Here is a 19,946-nt window from a genome sequence, read left to right on the forward strand (position 1 = left end):
CTGGAACGCCTCATGTCAATGCGCTACGCCCTGCTATCTCTGTTACTGTCGTTTTCTGTTCTGGCCAACTCGCCAATCAAGATCCTGCTCAAGCAGGAAATGCAGAGCAAGGCCAAGGCCGCTGCCCAAACCAGTGACCCGCAATCTCAGCAAATTGCCGCGGCCTACAGTGAAGCGGCGCAATTGTTGGATCAACGCAATACTTACCAACAGCAAGCGGCTGACTACCAGCACATCATCGATAATTTCCCGACCCTACAGGCCGAGAAGGCCCAAGCGCTGCGTTCCAGCCGTCAGGCAACACTGCCTGATTACCGACAGTGGCCAGAAGACAAGCTGGACCAGTCACTGGCCAAGCTAAGTGGCGAGCTGCAAAAACTCAATGACCAGCTTGATACCGTGCTGCAACAGCAAAGCCGCATCAACAATCGCTTGGGTGAAGCCTCCAGCCAAGCCACCAAACTCAAGCAGGAACAAAACGACCTTCAGCAGCAATTGGATAACCTCAGTGGCTCCGATGCCCTGACCCAGGCCAAGCGCGCCCAGATGCGCGCCCGTTATGCCATGCTCAGCGCCTGGATCCATAAGCTGGAACTGGAAGACGCATCGGCCAACCAGCGGCTGCAGCTAAAAGAGCTGGATCAGGAAAAACTCACCACCGACATTGCCCAGCACAGTGTCCGCCTGTCAGCGTTACAAACCGCCTTGAACAGCAAACGCCAGGCGCGCTTACAAGACACCCTGCTGACCAGCCTGCACCAGCATTTCCAGCAGCCTTATTTACAAAAACTGGCCGCCCAGAGCATTCAGTATGCCCAGCACCTGACCGCCCTCAATGACGATATTGCCCGCACCCAGCAGCGGCTGCGCAAGGTCAAGTCACAGAACCTGGACTGGCGCGAATATCAGGCTACGGTTGCCAAACAGATGGAATGGCTGAAGGTCAGTGCAGCCTTTGGCGAAACGCTGCGCATCCGCTATGACCAGTTACCCAGCGATTTTCATCACCGGGCGCTGATCGATGCCATCAGCCAGGCCCGCATCGACAAATACGAATACGATCAGGCCCTCAAGGCTCCGCCACCGGAACAACAGCTGGCCAGCCTGAGTGCCGAACAGCAGACAAAGGCCAAACGCCTGTTGCAAACCCGCCGGGAATTACTGCAAAAGCTATCTGAACGTACCTTTGAATACCTTAACCACCTGACGCAGCTGGAGCTGGCTACTGGCGATCTGGAAAAAACCGTTACGGCCCTGAGAACGCTGATTGAAGGCCACCTGTTCTGGATCCCCAATGCCCGGCCACTGAACCTGAGCCAACTGGCGGAGCAAGGCGCCGCCACGGTGCAGTTTTTCAGCCACAAACTGACAGACTCGCAACCCCGCAAACTGGCGGCACATCCGCTGCTGATACTGTTATTGCTGGGCCTGAGCTTACTGGCCGTATTGATCCGCTGGCTGGAACGGCACCGGTTACGGCGGCGCCTGGCAGAGCTGGCCAAGCCGGTGGGCAATGTGACCCGCGACAGTATTCGCTACACCCTGATGGCCTTGCTGATCAGCCTCGGCTACGCCACTCCCCTGCCACTACTGTTTATTACCCTGGCGCTGATCAGTGGCAATAGCCAGCCAGCGCTGGCCAGCGCCATGCTGGCCGGCGCCGGTGGCACAGCCCTGTGGCTGACCCTGCGTAACCTGACCCATGAAGAAGGCTTGCTACAAGGGCACTTTCGCTGGCGTGAAGCCGGCGTACGGCGACTGCGGATCCTGGTACGACGGCTAGCACTGGTGGCCACCCCGTTACTGATGCTGATGCTCTACTGCCAGCAACAGGAAAACGACAGTATCCGTCAGGGGCTGGGCCGTATCACCTTTATGGTGATGGCAGCCGGCCTGGCCTTTTTCTATCAACAGCTTTACAAGCACCGGCGGCTGTTGGTTTACAACATGGACAAAGGCGTACGGCCGCGTGCCTGGCATCACCTGCTATGGTGGCTGGCCATCGCGGTACCGTTGGTGTCGCTGGGGCTGGCCGTGAGCGGTTACTACTACAGCGCGCAGCAATTACTGCTGCTCGAACAGCTCTCTTTGCTGACAGCCTGTGGCTATGGCTTTATCTATTACCTGGCCAAGCGTTGGCTGCTTATCGAACGGCGCAAAATTGCCTTCGCCCAGGCCAAGGCCAAGCGGGCGGAATTACTGGCCCAGCGTGAAAACGATAACACTGAGCAGGAACACGTTCAGGAAGTACCGTCAGAAGAATCCCTGGTTGACCTGGACGCCATTTCCAGCCAGTCAATCACCTTGCTGCGCACCCTGTTCAAACTGCTGACCGTGCTGAGCCTGTTGTTACTGTGGTCGCCGATGTATGACGCCCTGAGTTATCTGGAGCACATCGTGCTCTGGCACAGCACTACCCTCGTTGACGGTCAGAAACAGGCCCTACCGGTAACATTAATGGCGCTGATCTGGGCCGCCATTACCATCATGCTGACAGTCATCAGTAGCCGTAACCTGCCCGGCCTGCTGGAGCTGGCACTGTTGCAACGGCTGCAACTGAGCCCCGGCAGTAGCTTTGCTCTGACCACAGTGTCACGTTATCTGGTAATCGTGGTGGGCATGGTCACCACCTTTGGCCTGCTGGGCATTGAGTGGTCGCAGGCACAGTGGCTGGTGGCAGCACTAACGGTTGGCCTGGGTTTTGGCCTGCAGGAAATCTTCGCCAACTTCGTGTCAGGGCTGATCATCCTGTTTGAAAAGCCCATCCGCATTGGCGATACCGTCACCATCCGTGAGTTGTCGGGCACCATTACCCGTATCAATACCCGCGCCACAACCCTGGTGGACTGGGACAACAAAGAAATTATTGTGCCCAACAAGGCCTTCATTACCGAGCAGCTGGTGAACTGGTCGCTGTCCGATTCCGTTACCCGCTTGATCCTCAAAGTCGGCATCAACCACGGCTCGGATACCGAACAGGCAGAACGGCTGCTGTTGGATGTGGCCCGGCGCAGCCCATTGGTGCTGAGTCACCCGGAACCGTCGGCCTATCTGCTGGCTATTGGCCCCTCGTCGCTGGACTTTGAACTGCGTGTCTACGTTGCCGACACCGACAACCGACTGCCGGCCAGCCATGCGCTTTATACCGAAATTCATCGCCGTTTTGCCGCTGCCGGCATCACCCTGGCCTGGCCAAAACTGGATCTGCAACTGGCGAAAGGAATACGGACATGAAGATATTTGCCCATCGCGGTGCCAGCGGCGAAGCGCCGGAGAACACCCTCAAAGCCTTTGAGCTGGCACTGAGTCAGGGAGCAGAAGCCATTGAACTGGATCTGCAGCGCTTTGAAGATGACATTGTCGTCCTACATGACCGCTGGCTGCATCACAGCACCACCGGTCAGGGCCTGCTGGCGAACCAGACTGCGACCAGCCTTGCCGCTGCCGATGCCGGGCAAGGCCAGCGTATTCCCCGGCTATGGCAGGTATTGACCTTGTGCGCCGGGCGTTGTCAGTTAAACCTGGAACTCAAAGGCCATGACCTGCTCCCGGTGCTGCTGCCGCTGTTGGAACGCGCCGTCAGTGAACTGGGCTGGGCTCCCGAAGACTTGCTGGTTTCCTCCTTTCACCACCGGCAACTGGCCGCCTTTCAGGCACTCAAGCCCGATTGGCCTATCGGCCTGCTGATAAGCCACATTCCGCTGGATCTGGCGGCCATGATCGGCCCCTTGCAGGTGCGCTCGCTGCACCTTGATTGCAGTTTTGTCGACCGGGCACTGGTTGGCGAAGCGCACCAGCTAGGCCTTGCCGTTTATGCCTATACCGTTGATGAGCCGGAAGATCTGCACCGGCTAAAGTCACTCAATGTCGATGGCATTTTTACCAATTACCCGGCCCAAACCCGGCAATGGCTCCATAGCCATCTGACCTGAAGACACATCCATTTACCTTTTCGGGGCTGGTATTTTTCAGTGCGAATGCGTAAGGTTCTGGCGGTTGATAGGTTATAACATCAAGACATGTTCGCACTGCAACAACACCGACATCGCTGGCTCTGGTTAGCACTGGCTCTCTGGGTTACCACATTACAAGCGGTAGCCGAGGTACATGCCAGTGAACACAGCCTGCTGCACGTTCATCACCATTGCCTGCTGTGTAATTTCAGTGAGGCCAGTGGTCATGCACCGATCAGCAGCCTGCCAACCGTTGCCGTGGTGCCGGTCAAAGTTATTCCTGTTGCCGCGCCGCTGTACCTGACACCGTCCTTGCCCATACTGCGACGCCAGTTTGCACGGGGGCCACCGTCAATCCTTTGAAACACAAATGCTGTATTTTTTGTTTTTTAAAGGAAACGTCTTCATGAAATTTGCTCCATTGACGCTGGCCCTCGCTGCGGCCGGCTTGTGTACCCCTGTTTTTGCTGCGGATCTGATCGGCACTGTTACCGATACCGCCGGTAAGCCTATTGCTGGCGCCATTTTAAGTGTTGAGGGTGCTCACACTCAGGTTAAGACCGATGCCAAAGGCCAATACCGCCTACGTGTTGCCGATAACAGCCATATTCACCTGCACGCCTCCGCTGACCAGTTTGAACACCAGCAGCGTGATATTCAGGCCGGCACACAAACCCTGACAGAAAACTTCACCCTGGCGCCGGTCAATATGGAAAACATTGTCGTTACCGGTACGGCTCTGGGGCGCAGTGTGCTGGAAAGCAGCACACCGGTCTCGGTACTGACCGAAGACAAGTTACGCCAGGCCACGGAGCCTTCTTTGGGTGACACCCTGGAGCGCCAGCCCGGAGTGCAGGCCAGCCACTTTGGCCCCGCCTCCAGCCGGCCCATTATCCGGGGCATGGGTGGGCCACGGGTGAAAGTACTGGAAAATGGCCTGGCCGTGGGGGATGCCTCGACAGTTTCGGCTGACCACGCGGTCACCGCCGAAGCCAGCACCGCAAGGCAAATCGAAATTCTGCGTGGCCCCGGCACCTTGCTGTACGGTAACGGTGCCATTGGTGGCGTAGTGAACGTGGTCGATCAACGCTACAGCGAGCAACCCGTCGATGGTCTCAACGGCGCTGTTGAAGGACGCTACAGCACCGGTGATAACGAACGCACCGCAGTGGCTAACCTCAATGGCGGTAATGGCCAGTACAACTGGCATCTGGATGGCACCCGCCGCCGCGCTCACAGCGAGAAGATCCCCGGTGATGCCATTGCCGGTATTGCCAACCCATCGGGCCGGCTGGCGAACAGCCAACTCAGCCTTGACGACTTTGCCGCTGGCGTAGGCTATACCGGCGAACGCGGCTTTGTTGGTGTATCCGGTTCCCGCACTGAAAACCTCTATGGTATTCCCAGTGACGGTGACCCTACCGAGCCGCCGATTTCCATCAACATGAAGAAAACCTCCTGGCAGCTCCATGGCGGCCTTGATGAGCCACTGCCGGGCTTTAGCAAGCTGCGGGTTGATGGTGGCTATACCCATTACGAGCATGCCGAAGAAGACAACGGCGTACCGGGCACCATCTTTACCAACAAGTACTCAGAAGGGCGGATGAGCCTGTACAACAAGCCCTGGGGTGAGTGGCAGGGGGTAATGGGCGTACACCTGACCCACCGTAACTTCAGCATTGCCGGTGACGAAGCGCTGACGCCGGACACCGTCACTGACGGCACGGCGGCTTACCTGGTTCAGGAACGCAATGTCGGCGACTTCCGTTTTGAACTGGGCGGACGCCTGGAGCATTACCGCTTGACGGCCGACCCCATGAACCTGGAAACCCTGGGTGGTGCCAATGCCTACCAGCCGACCAACCTGACCGATAATAACCTCAGCCTGTCAGCCGGCACCGTCTGGCACATGACGCCCGGTTATAACCTGAGCCTGGCACTGACCCGCGCCGAGCGTAGTGCCACGCCAGAAGAGCTATACAGTTACGGCCCCCACGACGCTACTCGTACTTTTGAGGTTGGCGCCTTGTATCAGCTGGGCAATGGCACCGTCACACCGCTGAGCAGCAAACCCAAGCAGGAAATTGCCAACAACCTGGATCTGACACTGCGTAAGTTTGAAGGTAGCTGGTCAGGCACATTCAGCGTCTACTACAACAAGGTCAATAACTACTTTTATGAGCACGATACCGGCCTTGTCGCTGCTGATCTGGTTGCCGACGGTGACAACACCCCGGTTTATCAGTACAGCCAGGGTAATGCCACGCTGTACGGCTATGAAGCACAGGCTACCTTCAACATGACCGACCTGTGGTCACTGGATCTGTTCAGTGACTACACCCGTGGCAAGCTCGATAACGGCGGCAACCTGCCACGCATCTCACCGATGCGCGTGGGTGCCCGCCTGAACTTTGACCTGAACGACTGGCATGCCGATTTGGGCAGCACCACCTACGCCAAGCAGGACAAAGTAGCAGAAAACGAAACCACAACCAGCGGCTATACCCTGCTGGACGGTTCGGTGAGTTACCATGTCTACACCAGTACCGGCGACCTGTTGGTATTCCTTAAAGGTAACAACCTGACCAATCGCGAAGCTCGCCCGCACACCTCCTTGCTCAAAGCCATAGCGCCTCTGCCCGGGCGCAGCTTTACCCTGGGGGTTCGCTACACCTTCTAAAGGTTAAGTACTTATCCAATGCCGGCCTTTGGCCGGCTTTTTTGTTGCCGGGCCGTTCCCGGCACTGGCACCGCAGGCTCTGGCGATAAAAAAAGCCGGTAAATGCCGGCTTTTTGCTGCGTCAGCTCAACGTTACTTAACGCGGGAGACATACTCGCCAGAGCGGGTATCCACTTTGACCACTTCACCGATCTGTACAAACAGCGGCACCCGCACTACCGCACCGGTAGACAGGGTAGCCGGTTTGCCGCCAGTACCGGCGGTATCGCCTTTGAGGCCCGGGTCAGTTTCGGTGATTTCCAGCTCGACAAAGTTCGGCGGCGTTACCGCAATGGGGCTGCCGTCCCACAGGGTCAGGGTGCAAACATCCTGCTCCACCAGCCATTTACCGGCATCACCCACGGCTTTGGCGTCAGCGGCGATTTGCTCGAAGGTTTCATTGTTCATGAAATGCCAGAACTCGCCATCGTTATAGAGGTAAGACAGCTCTGCATCCATAACATCAGCGCCTTCAACGGATTCACCGGACTTGAAGGTTTTTTCCAGGGTTTTGCCGGAGATCAGCTTACGGATCTTCACACGGTTAAAAGCCTGACCTTTGCCCGGCTTCACCAGCTCGTTCTCGAGAATGTTGCAAGGCTCACCATCTTGCATGATCTTGAGACCGGCTTTGAATTCGTTGGTACTATAGTTCGCCATTTTTGCCTCTGATGTATTCGATTGTCGCGAATTCCAATGCCGCAGATGATAACCGCAAAAGCGCCGATGTGGGAGCGTTGCTGGCGTGATGAACTCAAAGAGGCCATCACCGACCCGCTGCAACTGGCCCGTGAGCTGGCGCTGGACACCAACGTACTGGCTCCGGGCTTTGCTGCCCGGAGGTTATTCCCGTTGCGGGTGCCAAGGCCCTTTGTGGCGCTGATGGAGCCCGGCAACAACGCCGATCCGCTACTGCGCCAGGTGCTGACCAGCGCCGATGAATTTACCGAGGCCACAGGTTTTAGTACCGACCCGCTGGACGAACAGGATGCGGTCGTGCCGGGGCTGCTGCATAAATACCAGAGCCGGGTGTTGATGATCCTCAAAGGTGGTTGCGCGGTGAATTGCCGGTACTGCTTTCGCCGCCATTTTCCCTATGCTGATAACCCTGGCAATAAAGCCAGTTGGCAGCAGGCTCTGGACTACATCGCCGCCCGGCCACAGATTGAAGAAGTGATTCTGTCCGGTGGTGATCCGCTGATGGCCAATGATGATGAACTGGCCTGGCTATTGCGCCACCTGAACAGCATCCCGCACCTGAAATTACTGCGTATTCACAGCCGCCTGCCGGTGGTGATCCCCAGTCGTATCAGCCAGGCGCTGCTGGACACCCTGGCCGCCAGCCAGCTACCTGTTACGTTGGTATTACACATCAACCATGGCAATGAACTCAGTGCTGATTTGCACGCCGCTTGCCAGGCGCTGCGCAGCAATGGCGTAACCTTGCTCAACCAGAGTGTGCTACTCAAGGGCATCAATGATGATGCCGAGACCCTGAGCACTCTGTCGCACCGGCTGTTTGCCGCCGGTATTTTGCCTTATTACCTGCATTTGCTGGATAAGGTCGCAGGCGCTGCCCATTTTTGGGTCAGCGATCAACGCGCCCGCCAGTTGATGCGTGAACTCAATGCCCGGTTATCCGGCTATCTGGTGCCACGCCTGGCCCGGGAAGAAGCCGGCAAACCCGGAAAAACACTGGTGGACCTGAACCTATGACCCCAAGTCAACGTCAAAGCCTTATCGATCATTTGCGTGCTAGCCTGAAGACCGCCTATCAGCAGGCGCTGGACGCCGATCGCCAGCTTGACGCGCTGGCCTCAGAGAACCTGGCGCAGTTTGATGCAGTGCTCAAACCCGGCCAGGGTTTTGATACCGAAGCGAACCGCTTTAAGCCTTATGTTGAAGAACTGGCTCAGCAATTGCTCACGTTGGAAAAAGAAGATGACATCGCCCCGGCGCTGGCCGAGGTAACCAAGCAACTGCAACTGCTACTGCACACACTGGCACGCTTTAAGCGGTTACAACGCTAACCAAACCAAGGTGACACCATGCGCCAGCTGCTATTACTGCAACTCTTGTGGCTCTTCAGCCTGCCCACCTGGGCTGGCCAGTGTCAGTTGCAAAACGATAGCACCAAAGCAGTGGTCAACGTTGATCAGGGGCAATCGGCACTGCCGTTACAAAAAGGTCTGAACCGGCTACGCCTGCAATGCCGGCAGCTAACACAACCGGTGGTACTGCAAATCCGGGCGCTGGCGCTCAGGCACCCGCAGCTACACCTGGCAGACCAGCTACAGACACCACAGATCAACCACCGACTGGCTTATGCCCTGCCAGCCGGTGACAGTGATGGCGTGCTGCGGTTGAGTACCCCACTGGCCCGGCCGCTGACCTTTCGGGTGGTCAGCTGGCCGCACTACCGCGCTGATAATGTTCGCCACAATGCGGTCATGTTCCTGTACCTGGGCGTGGTACTGGCGCTGTCATGCTACAACCTGCTGCTGTGGCTGCGCCTACGTGAGCGCCAGTTCGGCTATTACAGCCTCTACACCCTGGCGATGGCCTGGTTCTTTGCCACTCAGGAAGGCATTCCCCTGCTGCTAACCGGCCACACTACCTGGCTGTTACCTTCTCTGCCCCTGGCGGCTGCAACAGTTGTCGGTGGCACCCTGTTTTTCAGCCATTTCATGGCGCTGCACAAGCACTACCCGCGCAGTTGGCGCTATCTGATATTACTGCCAACCTGGCTGATGGCAGCCTTTGGCCTGGCTACCAGCATCACCGTTTATGGTCAGCGCTACATCAATATGACCATGAGCCTGGTGTCACTATGGTTACTGATGATGCTGCTGCTCTATGCATTGCTGCGAACTTTTCAGGGCAACCGGGATGGCCGCTGGACAGCATTGGCCATTGCCCTGCTGCTTGGCGGCATGCTGACCCGCCAGCAAACGCCGGAGGGCGGCAACTTTCTTACCTACTACGGCTTGATCATCGCCGCCTTGATTGAAGCAGTACTGGTGGCTTACATGGCAGCCCGACGCTTGCAGGTGATCCATAACGAACGCCAGCAGGCCTTACTGCAAGCCCGTACCGATCCCCTCACGGGCGTGCTTAACCGCCAGGGGTGGCTACAGGCCGTCGAGGCGCTGGCCGACATTAAGCCAAGCCAATGGCAAGGTGTGTACTTTATTGACCTGAACGCTTTTAAAGCCGTTAACGATCGCTATGGCCACCACGCCGGAGATCAGGCGCTGATAGCCCTTGCGGATGTACTGTCGGAACTCTTGGGCAACGATGACATTCTTGGCCGTTACGCCGGCGACGAGTTTGTCATTTATAGCCGCCACGCCAAAGAAGCGTTGCAGCAACTGGCTACGCACCTGCAGCAACAGCTGGCCAGCATTGCGGTGCCAGCCAGCCCGTCGTTTACCATCAGCGCCAGTGTTGGCGCCCACATCCAGCAGGGCGCCGACAGCCTCGACGCTCTGTTACAGGCGGCTGATGCCAGCATGTATCAGCAAAAATCAGCCGTCTCCGCTTATTGAGGTAACAGCGTCATCGATGCGGGGGCATAACGTTCACCGGCCGCCACATCGGCCGGGAATATGGCAGCCAGTTCGGCGAGGTCATCGGCACTGAGCTGTATTGCCAGGGCGCCCAGATTGTCTTGCAGGTAACGGCGGCGCTTGGTGCCAAACAGCGGAATAACCTGCTCGCCCCGACTTAAAAGCCAGGCCAAGGCCAACTGTGATGGCGTTACCTGACGAACCTCGGCCATGGCTTTGATGGCCTCCACCAAAGCCAGGTTGCGCTGAAAATTTTGCCCCTGAAAACGCGGGTTCTGGCGACGAAAATCATCCGCCTCAAAATCATCCACGGAGCGAATAGCGCCACTGAGAAAGCCTCGGCCCAGTGGGCTGTAAGCAACCAGTGCGACGCCCAGTTCATGGCAGGCCGGCATAACTACCCGCTCCGGATCGCGCGTCCACAGTGAGTACTCGCTTTGTACGGCACTGATCGGGTGCACCTGATAAGCCCGGCGCAGCGTTGCACTGTCCACTTCACTGAGCCCCAGATAACGCACCTTGCCTTCTTTTACCAGTTCCGCCATGGCCCCCACGGTTTCTTCTACCGGCACCGCAGGGTCAAGGCGGTGTTGGTAGTACAAATCAAGGTGGTCAGTGCCCAGGCGCTGCAAGCTGCCTTCAATGGCTTTTCGCACATAGTCGGGGTGGCCATTGACACCGCGTTTGGTCGGGTCGTTCGGGTCACGAATAATGCCAAACTTACTGGCCAAAAATACCTGCTCACGGCGCCCTTTCAAGGCCTTGGCCAGCAGCTGCTCATTCGTGTGCGGGCCATACATATCGGCGGTATCCCAGAAATTAAGGCCGCTATCGAGCGCCATATCCAGCGTCGCCAGAGCCTCTTGCTCATCACGGCCACCGTAAAAGTCGCTCATGCCCATACAGCCCAAGCCCATCGCTGACACCATCGGGCCATGTTTACCTAATTGCCGTTGTTGCATCTGTTGACCTCCGTTTGTTTGGCGACAGCATGCAACGAGTCGATTGTTTTAATTAAGTGCGTTATAACAACTTCACTATTTAAATAATAAAAACAATGTTTATGGATCGGATGCAGGCTCTGAATATTTTTCAGCGGGTGGCGCAGGCAAAAAGTTTCAGTCGCGGGGCTGCGGCACTGGATATTCCCCGCGCCACAGCCACCCTCGCGGTTCAGCAACTCGAGGCACACTACCAAGTCACCCTGCTGCACCGCACTACCCGTAAGGTGACCTTAACCAGTGAGGGCGAACAACTGCTTGCACGCAGCCTGCCACTGCTGAACGAATGGGCGGCTCTGGATTCCCTGTTTCGCCAGCCACAAAGCCCATCCGGGCATGTGCGCCTGAGTGTGCCGGCTCGGCTGACCCGGCTTTACCTGATCCCGGCTCTAGCCGCCTTTCGCGAGCGCTACCCAGCACTGACCCTGCACATGGATGTTTCTGACTCGCCGGTGGATTTAGTCGGTGCCGGGGTTGATTGCGCACTGCGTATTGGTGCCTTACCCAGCAGCCGCTTACATGCCCGCGCTCTGGGCGAGATAGCCCATGTCAATTGCGCCAGCCCGCATTACCTGGCGCGTTACGGTGAACCGCGCTCGCCCGCCGATCTCGATAACCACCACATGGTTGGCTACGCCTCACCGATCAGTGGCCGTATTGAGCCCTGGGAATGGCAGAGCGCTGGTGGCCTGCAAAAAAAGGCGCTGGCACATCCTGTCACCGTGAACAGCGCCGATGCTTATATCGCCGCTGCAGTTGCAGGCCTGGGGCTGGCCCAGACACCAGCCTATGATGCTGAGCAGCACTTTCGTGAAGGCCGCCTGCAACAAATCCTCGCTAACTACCCTCCCTCGCCTAGCCCGGTACATCTGTTATACCCAGCGAATCGCCAGAACAGTTTGCGCTTGCGGGTACTGGGTGATTGGCTCAAAGAGGTACTGGTCAGTGCCGGTGTTGTGACAACCTTTTCCCACAGCACACTAAATAAGCCATAATGCATCCGTAAATTCTTCTTGCAGAGACATCCAATGGCAAATTGGCAACACGCGTTCGAGCAGTTTGTAAACCGTATCCAAACCACTGGCCAGCTCTGGAGCCTAAGTTGTGACGATGGCTGGGTGGTGTGTGAGTCCACCGAGTTTGAAGATGCGGAAGTGATGCCGTTCTGGTCTGATGAAGCCACCGCCAGCCGCCACTGCACCGAGCAATGGGCTGATTATCAGGTGACCCGAATTTCCCTTCAGGATTTTGTTGAGCTATGGTTACCTAACCTCTTGGAGGATGATGTTCTCGTTGGCCCGGACTGGAATGATGAGCTTGAAGGGCTGGAAGTGGAACCTGCTGATATTGCCGAAGCGTTAATGGAGGCCAGCAATGAAGGTTGAAAACAGTGGCAGTGAAGCGCTGATGGCGCAAATGACCAACAAGCAAATCTACCGGGATGGTGCGAATGCCTTGGCGCTGATTGAAAGTGCCGCACCACCACAAAAGACCCCGGAAGCCAATAATACCCAACCGGTCGTCAATGACGGCCCCAAAGGCCAGAATATCGACGTTCAGGTCTGAAAAAACCCGGCAGCAGCCGGGTTTTTTGTGTCAATGCCAGCGCTGTAGCTGTACCTGGGCACTGTGCTGCCCATCTGTTAACAGCCATTCCCCTTCCATGAGCGTTGCCGCCAGGTTAAGGCTGCGGGCGGCCAGCGCCGCCAGTGCCGGCAACTGTTCATAAGGCAGGTGCCAGATCTGTAAGCGGCTACCCAGGGCCTGCAATTCCTTCCCCTGTTGTTTAAACCACTGCTCTGCTGCACGGCCCCCGTAGGAATACACCACTACCTGTTCAGCCCGGGCTAACGCCTGCTTGATGCGTTTTACGGTTGGCTCACCCAACTCTATCCACAGGGTAATACGGCCATCATCACTGTGCTGCCACAGCTCCGCTTCATCGTCCGTGGACAAGCCTTTGGTGAAAGTCAGCGCCGGGTCGGCATGGGCAGCAAAAGCCAATAACCGGGTCATGAGCCGGACTTGTGTTTCAGACGGGTGGCGCGCCAGGGTAAGGGCGTAATCGCCATAGTGGTGGCGGGTCAGATCGCTAACGTTCAACTGTACTTTATAGATTGTGGCGCCAAGAGCCATGGCCGGTACTCGCTGCAAAAGAAGGCAGCATCATACCTTCAGGGACATTGTTGAAAAACCAGGGCGTGAGATAAACCGCTATCACTCCCGCCACCGGCTTCAGCATCGGGGTAGCCATCGGTGACTAAGGTGGCCCGGCGTACGCCTTTATCCCACAGCCAGCGGCAAGCCGCCGTGGCCGAGGCAAAGGTGAGCGGCCCCTTACGGTCGGTTAGCCAGTGCAGCTGCTCCCCTATCTGCAAACGCAGTTGGTAAATCACCATTTCTGTGGCCACCACCTGCACCGGCGGCATAAAACCGTTGTTAACGCTCTGGATAAAATCGTCTTCGGTCATGATGATGTGGCACTAGCCAGCGTCGGCCAATGCTGCTTTTCCTCGGGCTTTACCAGTGCTTCGATACGACTGGGCTGAAAGCCGCGGATCACCTGACCATGAAATAACAGCACCGGCAGTTTATTACCGTAACGGGCTTTGACGCTGTCCGCTTCCAGAGCGTAATCCATATTTACCCGCTGCACCTTTACACCCAGCTGCGCCAAGAGCGATTCGGTGCGCACACAATCATTACACCAGTCATTGGTATACAAAGTGGCGGGCTGCTCAGTAAAAGGCCAGAAATGATGCGCCTTGACTGTGGTTTTTATGCTGTCGCCGTATTGCGCCACTAACAATACCGGCACCAGCCAGAACCAGCGTTGCATGGTTATCACCTGCTGTGGACGGTTAAAACCCTTGCAGTTGACGCCACCATAGCTGAACACCAACTTAACTGGTTAAATTTCAGGCAAGCCCTCAAAGCCAGTAAAAACGGATGCCTTGGCCTCATTTGGGTATAAAAAAAGCCCCGCCGAAGCGGGGCTTTTTGATGCGCAGAGCAGGCTTACATCATGCCGCCCATGCCGCCCATACCACCCATGTCAGGGGCTGGTGCGGCACTTTCTTTCTTCGGCAGTTCGGTAACCATGGCTTCGGTGGTGATCATCAGACCAGCCACAGAAGAGGCAAACTGCAGAGCACTGCGGGTCACCTTAGTTGGATCCAGGATACCCATTTCCAGCATGTCACCGAAGGTATCGTTACCGGCGTTGTAACCGAAGTTGGCGTCGCCTTCTTTGACCTTGGCTGTCACTACTGAAGCTTCGCCACCGGCGTTGGAAACGATCTGGCGCAGCGGTGCTTCCATGGCGCGCAGAGCAATCTTGACGCCGTGGCTTTGATCTTCGTTGTCGCCTGTGAGCTCGGTCAGCTTGGCGGCAACCCGTACCAGCGCCACACCACCACCGGGCACCACGCCTTCTTCCACTGCGGCGCGGGTAGCGTGCAGGGCATCTTCAACGCGGGCTTTTTTCTCTTTCATTTCCACTTCGGTAGCGGCACCGACTTTGATTACCGCAACACCGCCAGCCAGCTTGGCAACGCGCTCTTGCAGTTTTTCTTTGTCGTAATCGGAGCTGGACTCTTCGATCTGGGCACGGATTTGCTTGACGCGGGCGTCGATAGCAGCCGCTTCACCGATACCATCAATAATGGTGGTTTCGTCTTTGGTGATCACCACACGCTTGGCTTGACCCAGCTCTTCCAGGCCGGCTTTTTCCAGCTCCATGCCGATCTCTTCAGAGATCACGGTGGCATTGGTCAGGATAGCGATGTCCTGCAGCATGGCTTTGCGGCGGTCACCGAAGCCTGGCGCTTTTACCGCAGCAACTTTGACGATGCCGCGCATGTTGTTCACCACCAGCGTGGCCAGGGCTTCACCTTCCACGTCTTCGGCAATCAGCATCAGCGGTTTACCGGCTTTGGCAACCGCTTCGAGCATCGGCAGCATTTCGCGAATGTTGGAGATTTTCTTGTCAACCAGCAGGATGTACGGGTTGTCCAGCTCAACAGCGCCATTATCTGGGTTGTTGATGAAGTACGGGGACAGGTAGCCGCGGTCAAACTGCATACCTTCAACAACGTCCAGCTCGTCTTGCAGGGCCTGACCTTCCTCAACGGTGATCACGCCTTCTTTGCCAACTTTGTCCATGGCTTCAGCCAGGATCTGACCGATGGTATCGTCAGAGTTGGCGGAGATGGTGCCAACCTGGGCAATCGCTTTGGAGTCAGCGCAAGGAACAGACAGCGCTTTGAGTTCTTCAACGGCTTTAACCACGGCTTTATCGATACCGCGCTTCAAGTCCATCGGATTCATGCCGGCGGCAACCGCCTTGAGGCCTTCGTTAACGATGGATTGCGCCAGTACGGTAGCAGTAGTGGTACCGTCACCGGCTTCGTCGTTGGCCTTGGACGCAACTTCCTTGACCATTTGTGCGCCCATGTTTTCGAACTTGTCTTCCAGTTCGATTTCTTTGGCAACTGAGACACCATCTTTGGTGATCAGCGGCGCGCCAAAGGATTTGTCCAGCACCACATTACGGCCTTTCGGACCCAGGGTGACTTTCACCGCGTCAGCCAGGATGTTTACACCCTTGAGCATTTTAGTGCGGGCGTCGTTACCGAATTTGACTTCTTTTGCAGCCATTCTTGAATTCCTCTTAATGCAGTGAAAAGGGAGTTATTCGCCGTCGACAATGGCAAGGATGTCGGACTCGCTCATGATCAGCACTTCTTCGCCGTCGAGCTTCTCGGTTTTCACGCCATAGCCGTCGTTGAAGATGACCTTGTCACCCACTTTTACATCCAGTGGCTTTACATCGCCACTATCCAGCACACGGCCCTGGCCGACAGCCAGCACTTCGCCGCGAGTGGATTTCTCGGCAGCGGAGCCGGTCAGTACGATACCGCCAGCAGACTTGGCTTCAACTTCGATGCGTTTGACGATGACGCGGTCGTGCAAAGGACGCAGTTTCATCTGAGAGTTCTCCTAAACGTCTGTGTTTTAACGTTTTTGAAAATGGCCCGGATGGGCCAAACCGGTTGATGTCCTCCATATGGGGACGCCCCACAGGATTCCAAGAGCTGAGCAAAAAATTTTTTATTCTTTGCGTTCAAATTCACCTTCGATGGTGTCACCACTTTGTGGCCGCGATCCTGGCTCGGCGCGGCCTCCCATGGGTGGCGTTACCGAGCTGACCACCACAAAGCGGCCCATATTACGTGCCAGCCGCGCACGTATCGCCGGGATCAAAATAATGATGCCAGCCAGGTCTGTCAGCAGCCCGGGGGTCAGCAACATCACCCCGGCAATCAGTAGCAGAACACCTTCGGCCAGTTGCTGGCCAGGCACTTCACCGGCGGCCATACGCCGCTGTGCTTCCATCCAGGTTGTCAAACCAGCCTGGCGTACCAGCCGCGCGCCGATGATGGCCGTCAGCACCATAATGGCCACCGTTGGCACCACGCCGATCACCCCGCCAAGCTTGATCAGCAACGTGATTTCAATAAAAGGGATGATCAGAAAAAGCAGAAAAAGTCGGCCAAACATGGGGCCTCCGGTAACGGGTCTGAAAGAAAGTTGGGGGCAAACCGTTCTCTTTTCAAGGGCAGCAACTTAAGCCACCGCCGTGAAGCGGTTATGGTAGTGCTGCTGAGGTTTTACGGAGAACAACATGACCGATACTGTAGTAGTACTGTGCACTTGCCCGGATCATACCAGTGCCAAGACGGTCGCCGAAGCGGCCCTGAACACCGGGCTGGCGGGCTGTGTCAATATTCTCGGTGGGGTCAGTTCGCTGTACCACTGGCAGGGCGAGCTGTGTGAAGATAGCGAATGGCAGCTGCTGATCAAGGCACCACAGCACCACTTTCAGGCATTGTGTGATTGCATTGTCAGCCACCACCCTTATGAGGTGCCGGAAATCATTGCCCTGCCGATTGTTGCTGCTCATAGTCCTTATCTTGCCTGGCTCAACGAGGTAACCAAGACGTGATGAAGAAATGGCTTCTGGCGCTGCTGTGCGCGCTCCCGCTACTGGCGCAGGCTAATGGTGGGGGTATTCCTATTCCAAAAGCAGAGCAGTTACTGGCAGGCCAGCCGCAATTTTTGCCGGTTGATGACGCCTATCAGTTCAGCTACCGCCAGCAAGGTACAACGCTGGTGCTGGATTGGCAGATCGCTGATGGTTACTACCTCTACAAAGACAAAGTAGCCATTGACGGCAAAGACCTGAGCCTGACAGCCCCGGTCATGCCACCGGCGTTACAGCACGAAGATGAGTTTTTTGGCAAGTCGGAGATCTATAAACAACACTTGCAGCTCACTGTGCCACTGAGTGACATCCAGGCCGGTGCCACAGTGACGGTGACCTATCAGGGCTGCGCCGAGGCTGGCCTTTGTTATCCCCCTACCCGAAAGTCGGTGCCGGTTGACCCCGTGGCCCAGCAAAGCAGTAGTACCCCGGCTCCGACGCCTTATCAAAGTGAACAAGACCGTCTGGCGGCCATGCTGGCCGGTGGCAACCTCTGGCTGACTCTGGCCGCCTTTTTTGCGGCCGGTTTGCTGATTGCCTTTACCCCTTGTGTTTTTCCCATGTACCCCATTTTGACCGGCATTATTGCCGGAGCCGGTAATCGCTTAACCACTGGCCGCGCCTTTGTGTTGTCACTGGTCTATGTGCAGGGAATGGCCATTACTTACACCCTGCTGGGATTGGTGGTAGCCAGTGCCGGCGCACAGGTACAGGCTGCCTTTCAGGCGCCGGCAGTATTGATTGGCCTGTCAGTACTGTTTGTGGTGTTGGCTGCCGCCATGTTTGGCGCATTTAACCTGCAACTGCCTAGCGGCCTGCAGGCCCGGCTCAACAGCCTCTCAAACCAGCAAAAAGCCGGGTCGCTGGCGGGTGTACTGGTAATGGGCATTATCTCCGGGTTGGTGGCCAGTCCTTGCACTACCGCACCACTGACCGGGGCACTGCTGTATGTCGCCAAAAGTGGTGATTTGCTGCTGGGTGCCCTGGCACTTTACGCCCTGTCGCTGGGTATGGGGCTGCCACTGCTGCTGCTGGGCAGTACCGGTGGCAAATGGCTGCCCAAGGCCGGTGCCTGGATGGAAACCATCAAGCACCTGTTTGGCTTTATTTTACTGGCCGTGCCCATCCTGCTGTTAGGCCGGTTGGTAGCAGACAGCTGGCAGCAACTGGCCTGGGCACTGTGGCTGTTGCTGACCTTTGGCTTTCTGGCCCAAGCCAATAGCGGTACGGCGCCCGGCTTTTTTAAAGGCTTACGGACAATGCTGGTGTTCATCGGCCTTTACGCCGGCGCCTGGCTCGGTCAGCAGGTGCTTTTCCCCGCCGCGCCAGCCGTAACTGGCGCCGCCACACAACCGGCCGGTCACCATTTCATCAAGGTTCGCAACCTGCAGGAAATGCAGGCCGAGCTCGCCAAGGCCAAAGCCGCCGGCAAGCCGGTAATGGTGGATTTTTATGCCGATTGGTGTGTCGCCTGTAAGGAATTTGAGAAATACACCTTTTCCGACCCACGGGTACAGCAACGCTTCAGTCAGATGGTCATACTGCAAACCGACGTCACCGAAAGCACCAGCGAGCAGGTGCAGATGATGGAGCACTTTCAGATCCTCGGTTTGCCCACCCTGCTGTTCTTTGACCAACAGGGACAGGAACTGTCGGCATTGCGGGTCACCGGTTTTGAAAAGCCAGATAAGTTTTTAAAGACCCTCGATAAGCTATAAAAAACGCGGCCAAATGGCCGCGTTTTTTTATCGTCAGAGGCAAGGTTCAGGCATCCAGCAACAGCATGTAAGATGAACCTTCCTCCTTGACCTTCTCTGCCACCGAACGGGCAAAATCCCAGTCAACTTTCAACTTGATGGCCAATTGCAGTGGCCAGTCTACCGGTGTTTCATCGGCCAGCTCATCGGTGCGTTCCAGATAACTGGCCAGGTAAACCAGCGCCGATAACTGACTGAACGGTTCCGCCAGCAATGGCACCCGTTGATTACGAATGGCCAGTTGAATGACTTCCGGGAACAACCAGCGGTTGGCCAGTTCGGCACCAACCTCAGCGTACGTAAAGCCCAGCACCGCGTGTTCGGCATAGGCCCGCGCTTCACCCGCTTCAACCCGGCTGTTCAGTTCTGCCGCCAGCTCAGGCTCATTGGCGTGGATGATCAGCTCACCGATGTTATGCAGCATGCCACAGGTAAAGGCCAGCTCAGGATCACAGCCCACTTTCGTCGCCAGGTAACGACACAGCTCACCCACATCAAAGGACTGGCGCCAGAAAGCTTTCAAATCAAAATGCGGTACTGACGGATAGAGATCCACCATGCCGGCGGCTACTACCATATTGCGCAGCACATCCAGCCCCAGCCGGACAGCCGCTTCATTGACCGTGGCAACCTGGCGGGAGCGGCCATAGCGGGCAGAATTGGCCAATCGCAAGGTCTTTGCAGTGATCACCGCATCCATGGAAATTTGCTTGGCCACGCCGCGAATGTCCGCATCGGGCTCATTAAAAGTGGCAATCAGTTCCTTCACCACCTGCGGAATTTGCGGCAGATGCTGAGGGCGGGCAAAAAACTGCTCAAGCGTTCGTGTCGACATTCAAAATCCTCTCCCACCATCGCTGTGTTGACGAGCGTGCAGGTCTGTCATGACGCTAGCGTATTT

The 19,946-nt window shown here is 56.6% G+C and carries 21 protein-coding genes; 12 read left to right on the forward strand and 9 right to left on the reverse strand.

Annotation, left to right across the window (positions count from 1 at the left end; genetic code table 11):
• Positions 1-12 precede the first annotated feature (12 nt).
• From WDB70_RS11590 to WDB70_RS11605, 4 genes are all read left to right on the forward strand, one after another.
• Positions 13-3,234 carry a mechanosensitive ion channel domain-containing protein gene (locus WDB70_RS11590; RefSeq protein ID WP_406664486.1) on the forward strand — a complete coding sequence of 1,074 codons (3,222 nt, stop codon included), beginning with the start codon at positions 13-15 and terminating at the stop codon, positions 3,232-3,234.
• A complete protein-coding gene (locus WDB70_RS11595; RefSeq protein WP_406664488.1) occupies positions 3,231-3,932 on the forward strand; it encodes a glycerophosphodiester phosphodiesterase in 702 nt (233 codons plus the stop codon). The genes WDB70_RS11590 and WDB70_RS11595 overlap by 4 nt, the downstream gene beginning before the upstream one ends.
• Before the next feature lie 87 nt (positions 3,933-4,019).
• Positions 4,020-4,316 carry a hypothetical protein gene (locus WDB70_RS11600; protein ID WP_406664490.1) on the forward strand — a complete coding sequence of 99 codons (297 nt, stop codon included), beginning with the start codon at positions 4,020-4,022 and terminating at the stop codon, positions 4,314-4,316.
• Positions 4,317-4,359: 43 nt separating this feature from the next.
• Positions 4,360-6,633 (forward strand): TonB-dependent receptor, encoded by a 2,274-nt coding sequence (locus tag WDB70_RS11605; protein WP_406664492.1) that lies wholly within the window; start codon positions 4,360-4,362, stop codon positions 6,631-6,633.
• Positions 6,634-6,765: 132 nt separating this feature from the next.
• On the opposite strand, the gene efp is transcribed toward WDB70_RS11605, so the two are convergent.
• Positions 6,766-7,332 (reverse strand): elongation factor P, encoded by a 567-nt coding sequence (gene efp / locus WDB70_RS11610; RefSeq protein WP_406664494.1) that lies wholly within the window; start codon positions 7,330-7,332, stop codon positions 6,766-6,768.
• Positions 7,333-7,368: 36 nt separating this feature from the next.
• Here efp and epmB point away from each other — a divergent pair, with 36 nt between their 5' ends.
• Genes epmB through WDB70_RS11625 form a run of 3 tightly spaced genes read left to right on the forward strand, consistent with a single transcriptional unit; the run spans position 7,369 to position 10,220 of the window.
• A complete protein-coding gene (gene epmB / locus WDB70_RS11615) occupies positions 7,369-8,388 on the forward strand; it encodes an EF-P beta-lysylation protein EpmB (RefSeq protein WP_406664496.1) in 1,020 nt (339 codons plus the stop codon).
• Positions 8,385-8,702: a hypothetical protein gene (locus WDB70_RS11620; RefSeq protein ID WP_406664498.1), complete on the forward strand. Its 318-nt coding sequence runs from the start codon at positions 8,385-8,387 to the stop codon at positions 8,700-8,702. The genes epmB and WDB70_RS11620 overlap by 4 nt, the downstream gene beginning before the upstream one ends.
• 18 nt (positions 8,703-8,720) lie before the next feature.
• Positions 8,721-10,220, forward strand: coding sequence for a diguanylate cyclase domain-containing protein (locus tag WDB70_RS11625; protein ID WP_406664500.1), 1,500 nt, complete (start codon positions 8,721-8,723; stop codon positions 10,218-10,220).
• Here the strand turns inward: WDB70_RS11625 and WDB70_RS11630 are convergent.
• Complete coding sequence (locus WDB70_RS11630) at positions 10,214-11,203, reverse strand: aldo/keto reductase (protein WP_406664502.1); 990 nt, start codon at positions 11,201-11,203, stop codon at positions 10,214-10,216. The genes WDB70_RS11625 and WDB70_RS11630 overlap by 7 nt on opposite strands.
• A 101-nt stretch (positions 11,204-11,304) precedes the next feature.
• On the opposite strand from WDB70_RS11630, the gene WDB70_RS11635 reads away from it, so the two are divergent.
• The 3 genes from WDB70_RS11635 to WDB70_RS11645 are packed head-to-tail and all read left to right on the forward strand — an operon-like array spanning position 11,305 to position 12,808.
• Positions 11,305-12,237, forward strand: coding sequence for a LysR family transcriptional regulator (locus WDB70_RS11635; protein WP_406664504.1), 933 nt, complete (start codon positions 11,305-11,307; stop codon positions 12,235-12,237).
• A 33-nt stretch (positions 12,238-12,270) separates the two neighbouring features.
• Positions 12,271-12,627, forward strand: a complete 357-nt coding sequence (locus tag WDB70_RS11640) for a DUF2750 domain-containing protein (RefSeq protein ID WP_406664506.1) — start codon at positions 12,271-12,273, stop codon at positions 12,625-12,627.
• Entirely contained in the window at positions 12,617-12,808 is a 192-nt protein-coding gene (locus WDB70_RS11645) for a hypothetical protein (RefSeq protein ID WP_406664508.1), read from the forward strand. Before WDB70_RS11640 ends, WDB70_RS11645 begins: the two co-directional genes overlap by 11 nt.
• A 30-nt stretch (positions 12,809-12,838) precedes the next feature.
• On the opposite strand, the gene WDB70_RS11650 is transcribed toward WDB70_RS11645, so the two are convergent.
• The 6 genes from WDB70_RS11650 to WDB70_RS11675 all read right to left on the reverse strand — a co-directional run bounded on the left by WDB70_RS11650 (position 12,839) and on the right by WDB70_RS11675 (position 16,804).
• Positions 12,839-13,378: a YaeQ family protein gene (locus tag WDB70_RS11650; protein WP_406664510.1), complete on the reverse strand. Its 540-nt coding sequence runs from the start codon at positions 13,376-13,378 to the stop codon at positions 12,839-12,841.
• Positions 13,379-13,416: 38 nt separating this feature from the next.
• Positions 13,417-13,713 carry a hypothetical protein gene (locus WDB70_RS11655; protein ID WP_406664512.1) on the reverse strand — a complete coding sequence of 99 codons (297 nt, stop codon included), beginning with the start codon at positions 13,711-13,713 and terminating at the stop codon, positions 13,417-13,419.
• Entirely contained in the window at positions 13,710-14,081 is a 372-nt protein-coding gene (locus tag WDB70_RS11660) for a glutaredoxin family protein (RefSeq protein WP_406664514.1), read from the reverse strand. The genes WDB70_RS11655 and WDB70_RS11660 overlap by 4 nt, the downstream gene beginning before the upstream one ends.
• Positions 14,082-14,260: 179 nt before the next feature.
• The gene (gene groL, locus WDB70_RS11665; RefSeq protein WP_406664516.1) at positions 14,261-15,901 is read right to left on the reverse strand and encodes a chaperonin GroEL; all 1,641 of its coding nucleotides are present in this window, start codon (positions 15,899-15,901) and stop codon (positions 14,261-14,263) included.
• A gap of 33 nt (positions 15,902-15,934) precedes the next feature.
• The gene (locus WDB70_RS11670; protein WP_406664518.1) at positions 15,935-16,231 is read right to left on the reverse strand and encodes a co-chaperone GroES; all 297 of its coding nucleotides are present in this window, start codon (positions 16,229-16,231) and stop codon (positions 15,935-15,937) included.
• A gap of 123 nt (positions 16,232-16,354) precedes the next feature.
• A complete protein-coding gene (locus WDB70_RS11675) occupies positions 16,355-16,804 on the reverse strand; it encodes an FxsA family protein (RefSeq protein WP_406664520.1) in 450 nt (149 codons plus the stop codon).
• Between the two features lie 124 nt (positions 16,805-16,928).
• Here WDB70_RS11675 and cutA point away from each other — a divergent pair, with 124 nt between their 5' ends.
• Both cutA and WDB70_RS11685 read left to right on the forward strand, forming a co-directional pair.
• Positions 16,929-17,249, forward strand: a complete 321-nt coding sequence (cutA, locus tag WDB70_RS11680; RefSeq protein WP_406664522.1) for a divalent-cation tolerance protein CutA — start codon at positions 16,929-16,931, stop codon at positions 17,247-17,249.
• Positions 17,249-19,006, forward strand: a complete 1,758-nt coding sequence (locus WDB70_RS11685; RefSeq protein WP_406664524.1) for a protein-disulfide reductase DsbD — start codon at positions 17,249-17,251, stop codon at positions 19,004-19,006. Before cutA ends, WDB70_RS11685 begins: the two co-directional genes overlap by 1 nt.
• A 46-nt stretch (positions 19,007-19,052) precedes the next feature.
• Here the strand turns inward: WDB70_RS11685 and WDB70_RS11690 are convergent, their stop codons facing one another.
• On the reverse strand, positions 19,053-19,880 hold the full coding sequence (locus WDB70_RS11690; protein ID WP_406664526.1) for an HDOD domain-containing protein: 828 nt from the start codon (positions 19,878-19,880) through the stop codon (positions 19,053-19,055).
• Positions 19,881-19,946 lie beyond the last annotated feature (66 nt).

This window comes from Gallaecimonas aegicerasi, from assembly GCF_045291545.1.
GTDB lineage: Bacteria > Pseudomonadota > Gammaproteobacteria > Enterobacterales > Gallaecimonadaceae > Gallaecimonas.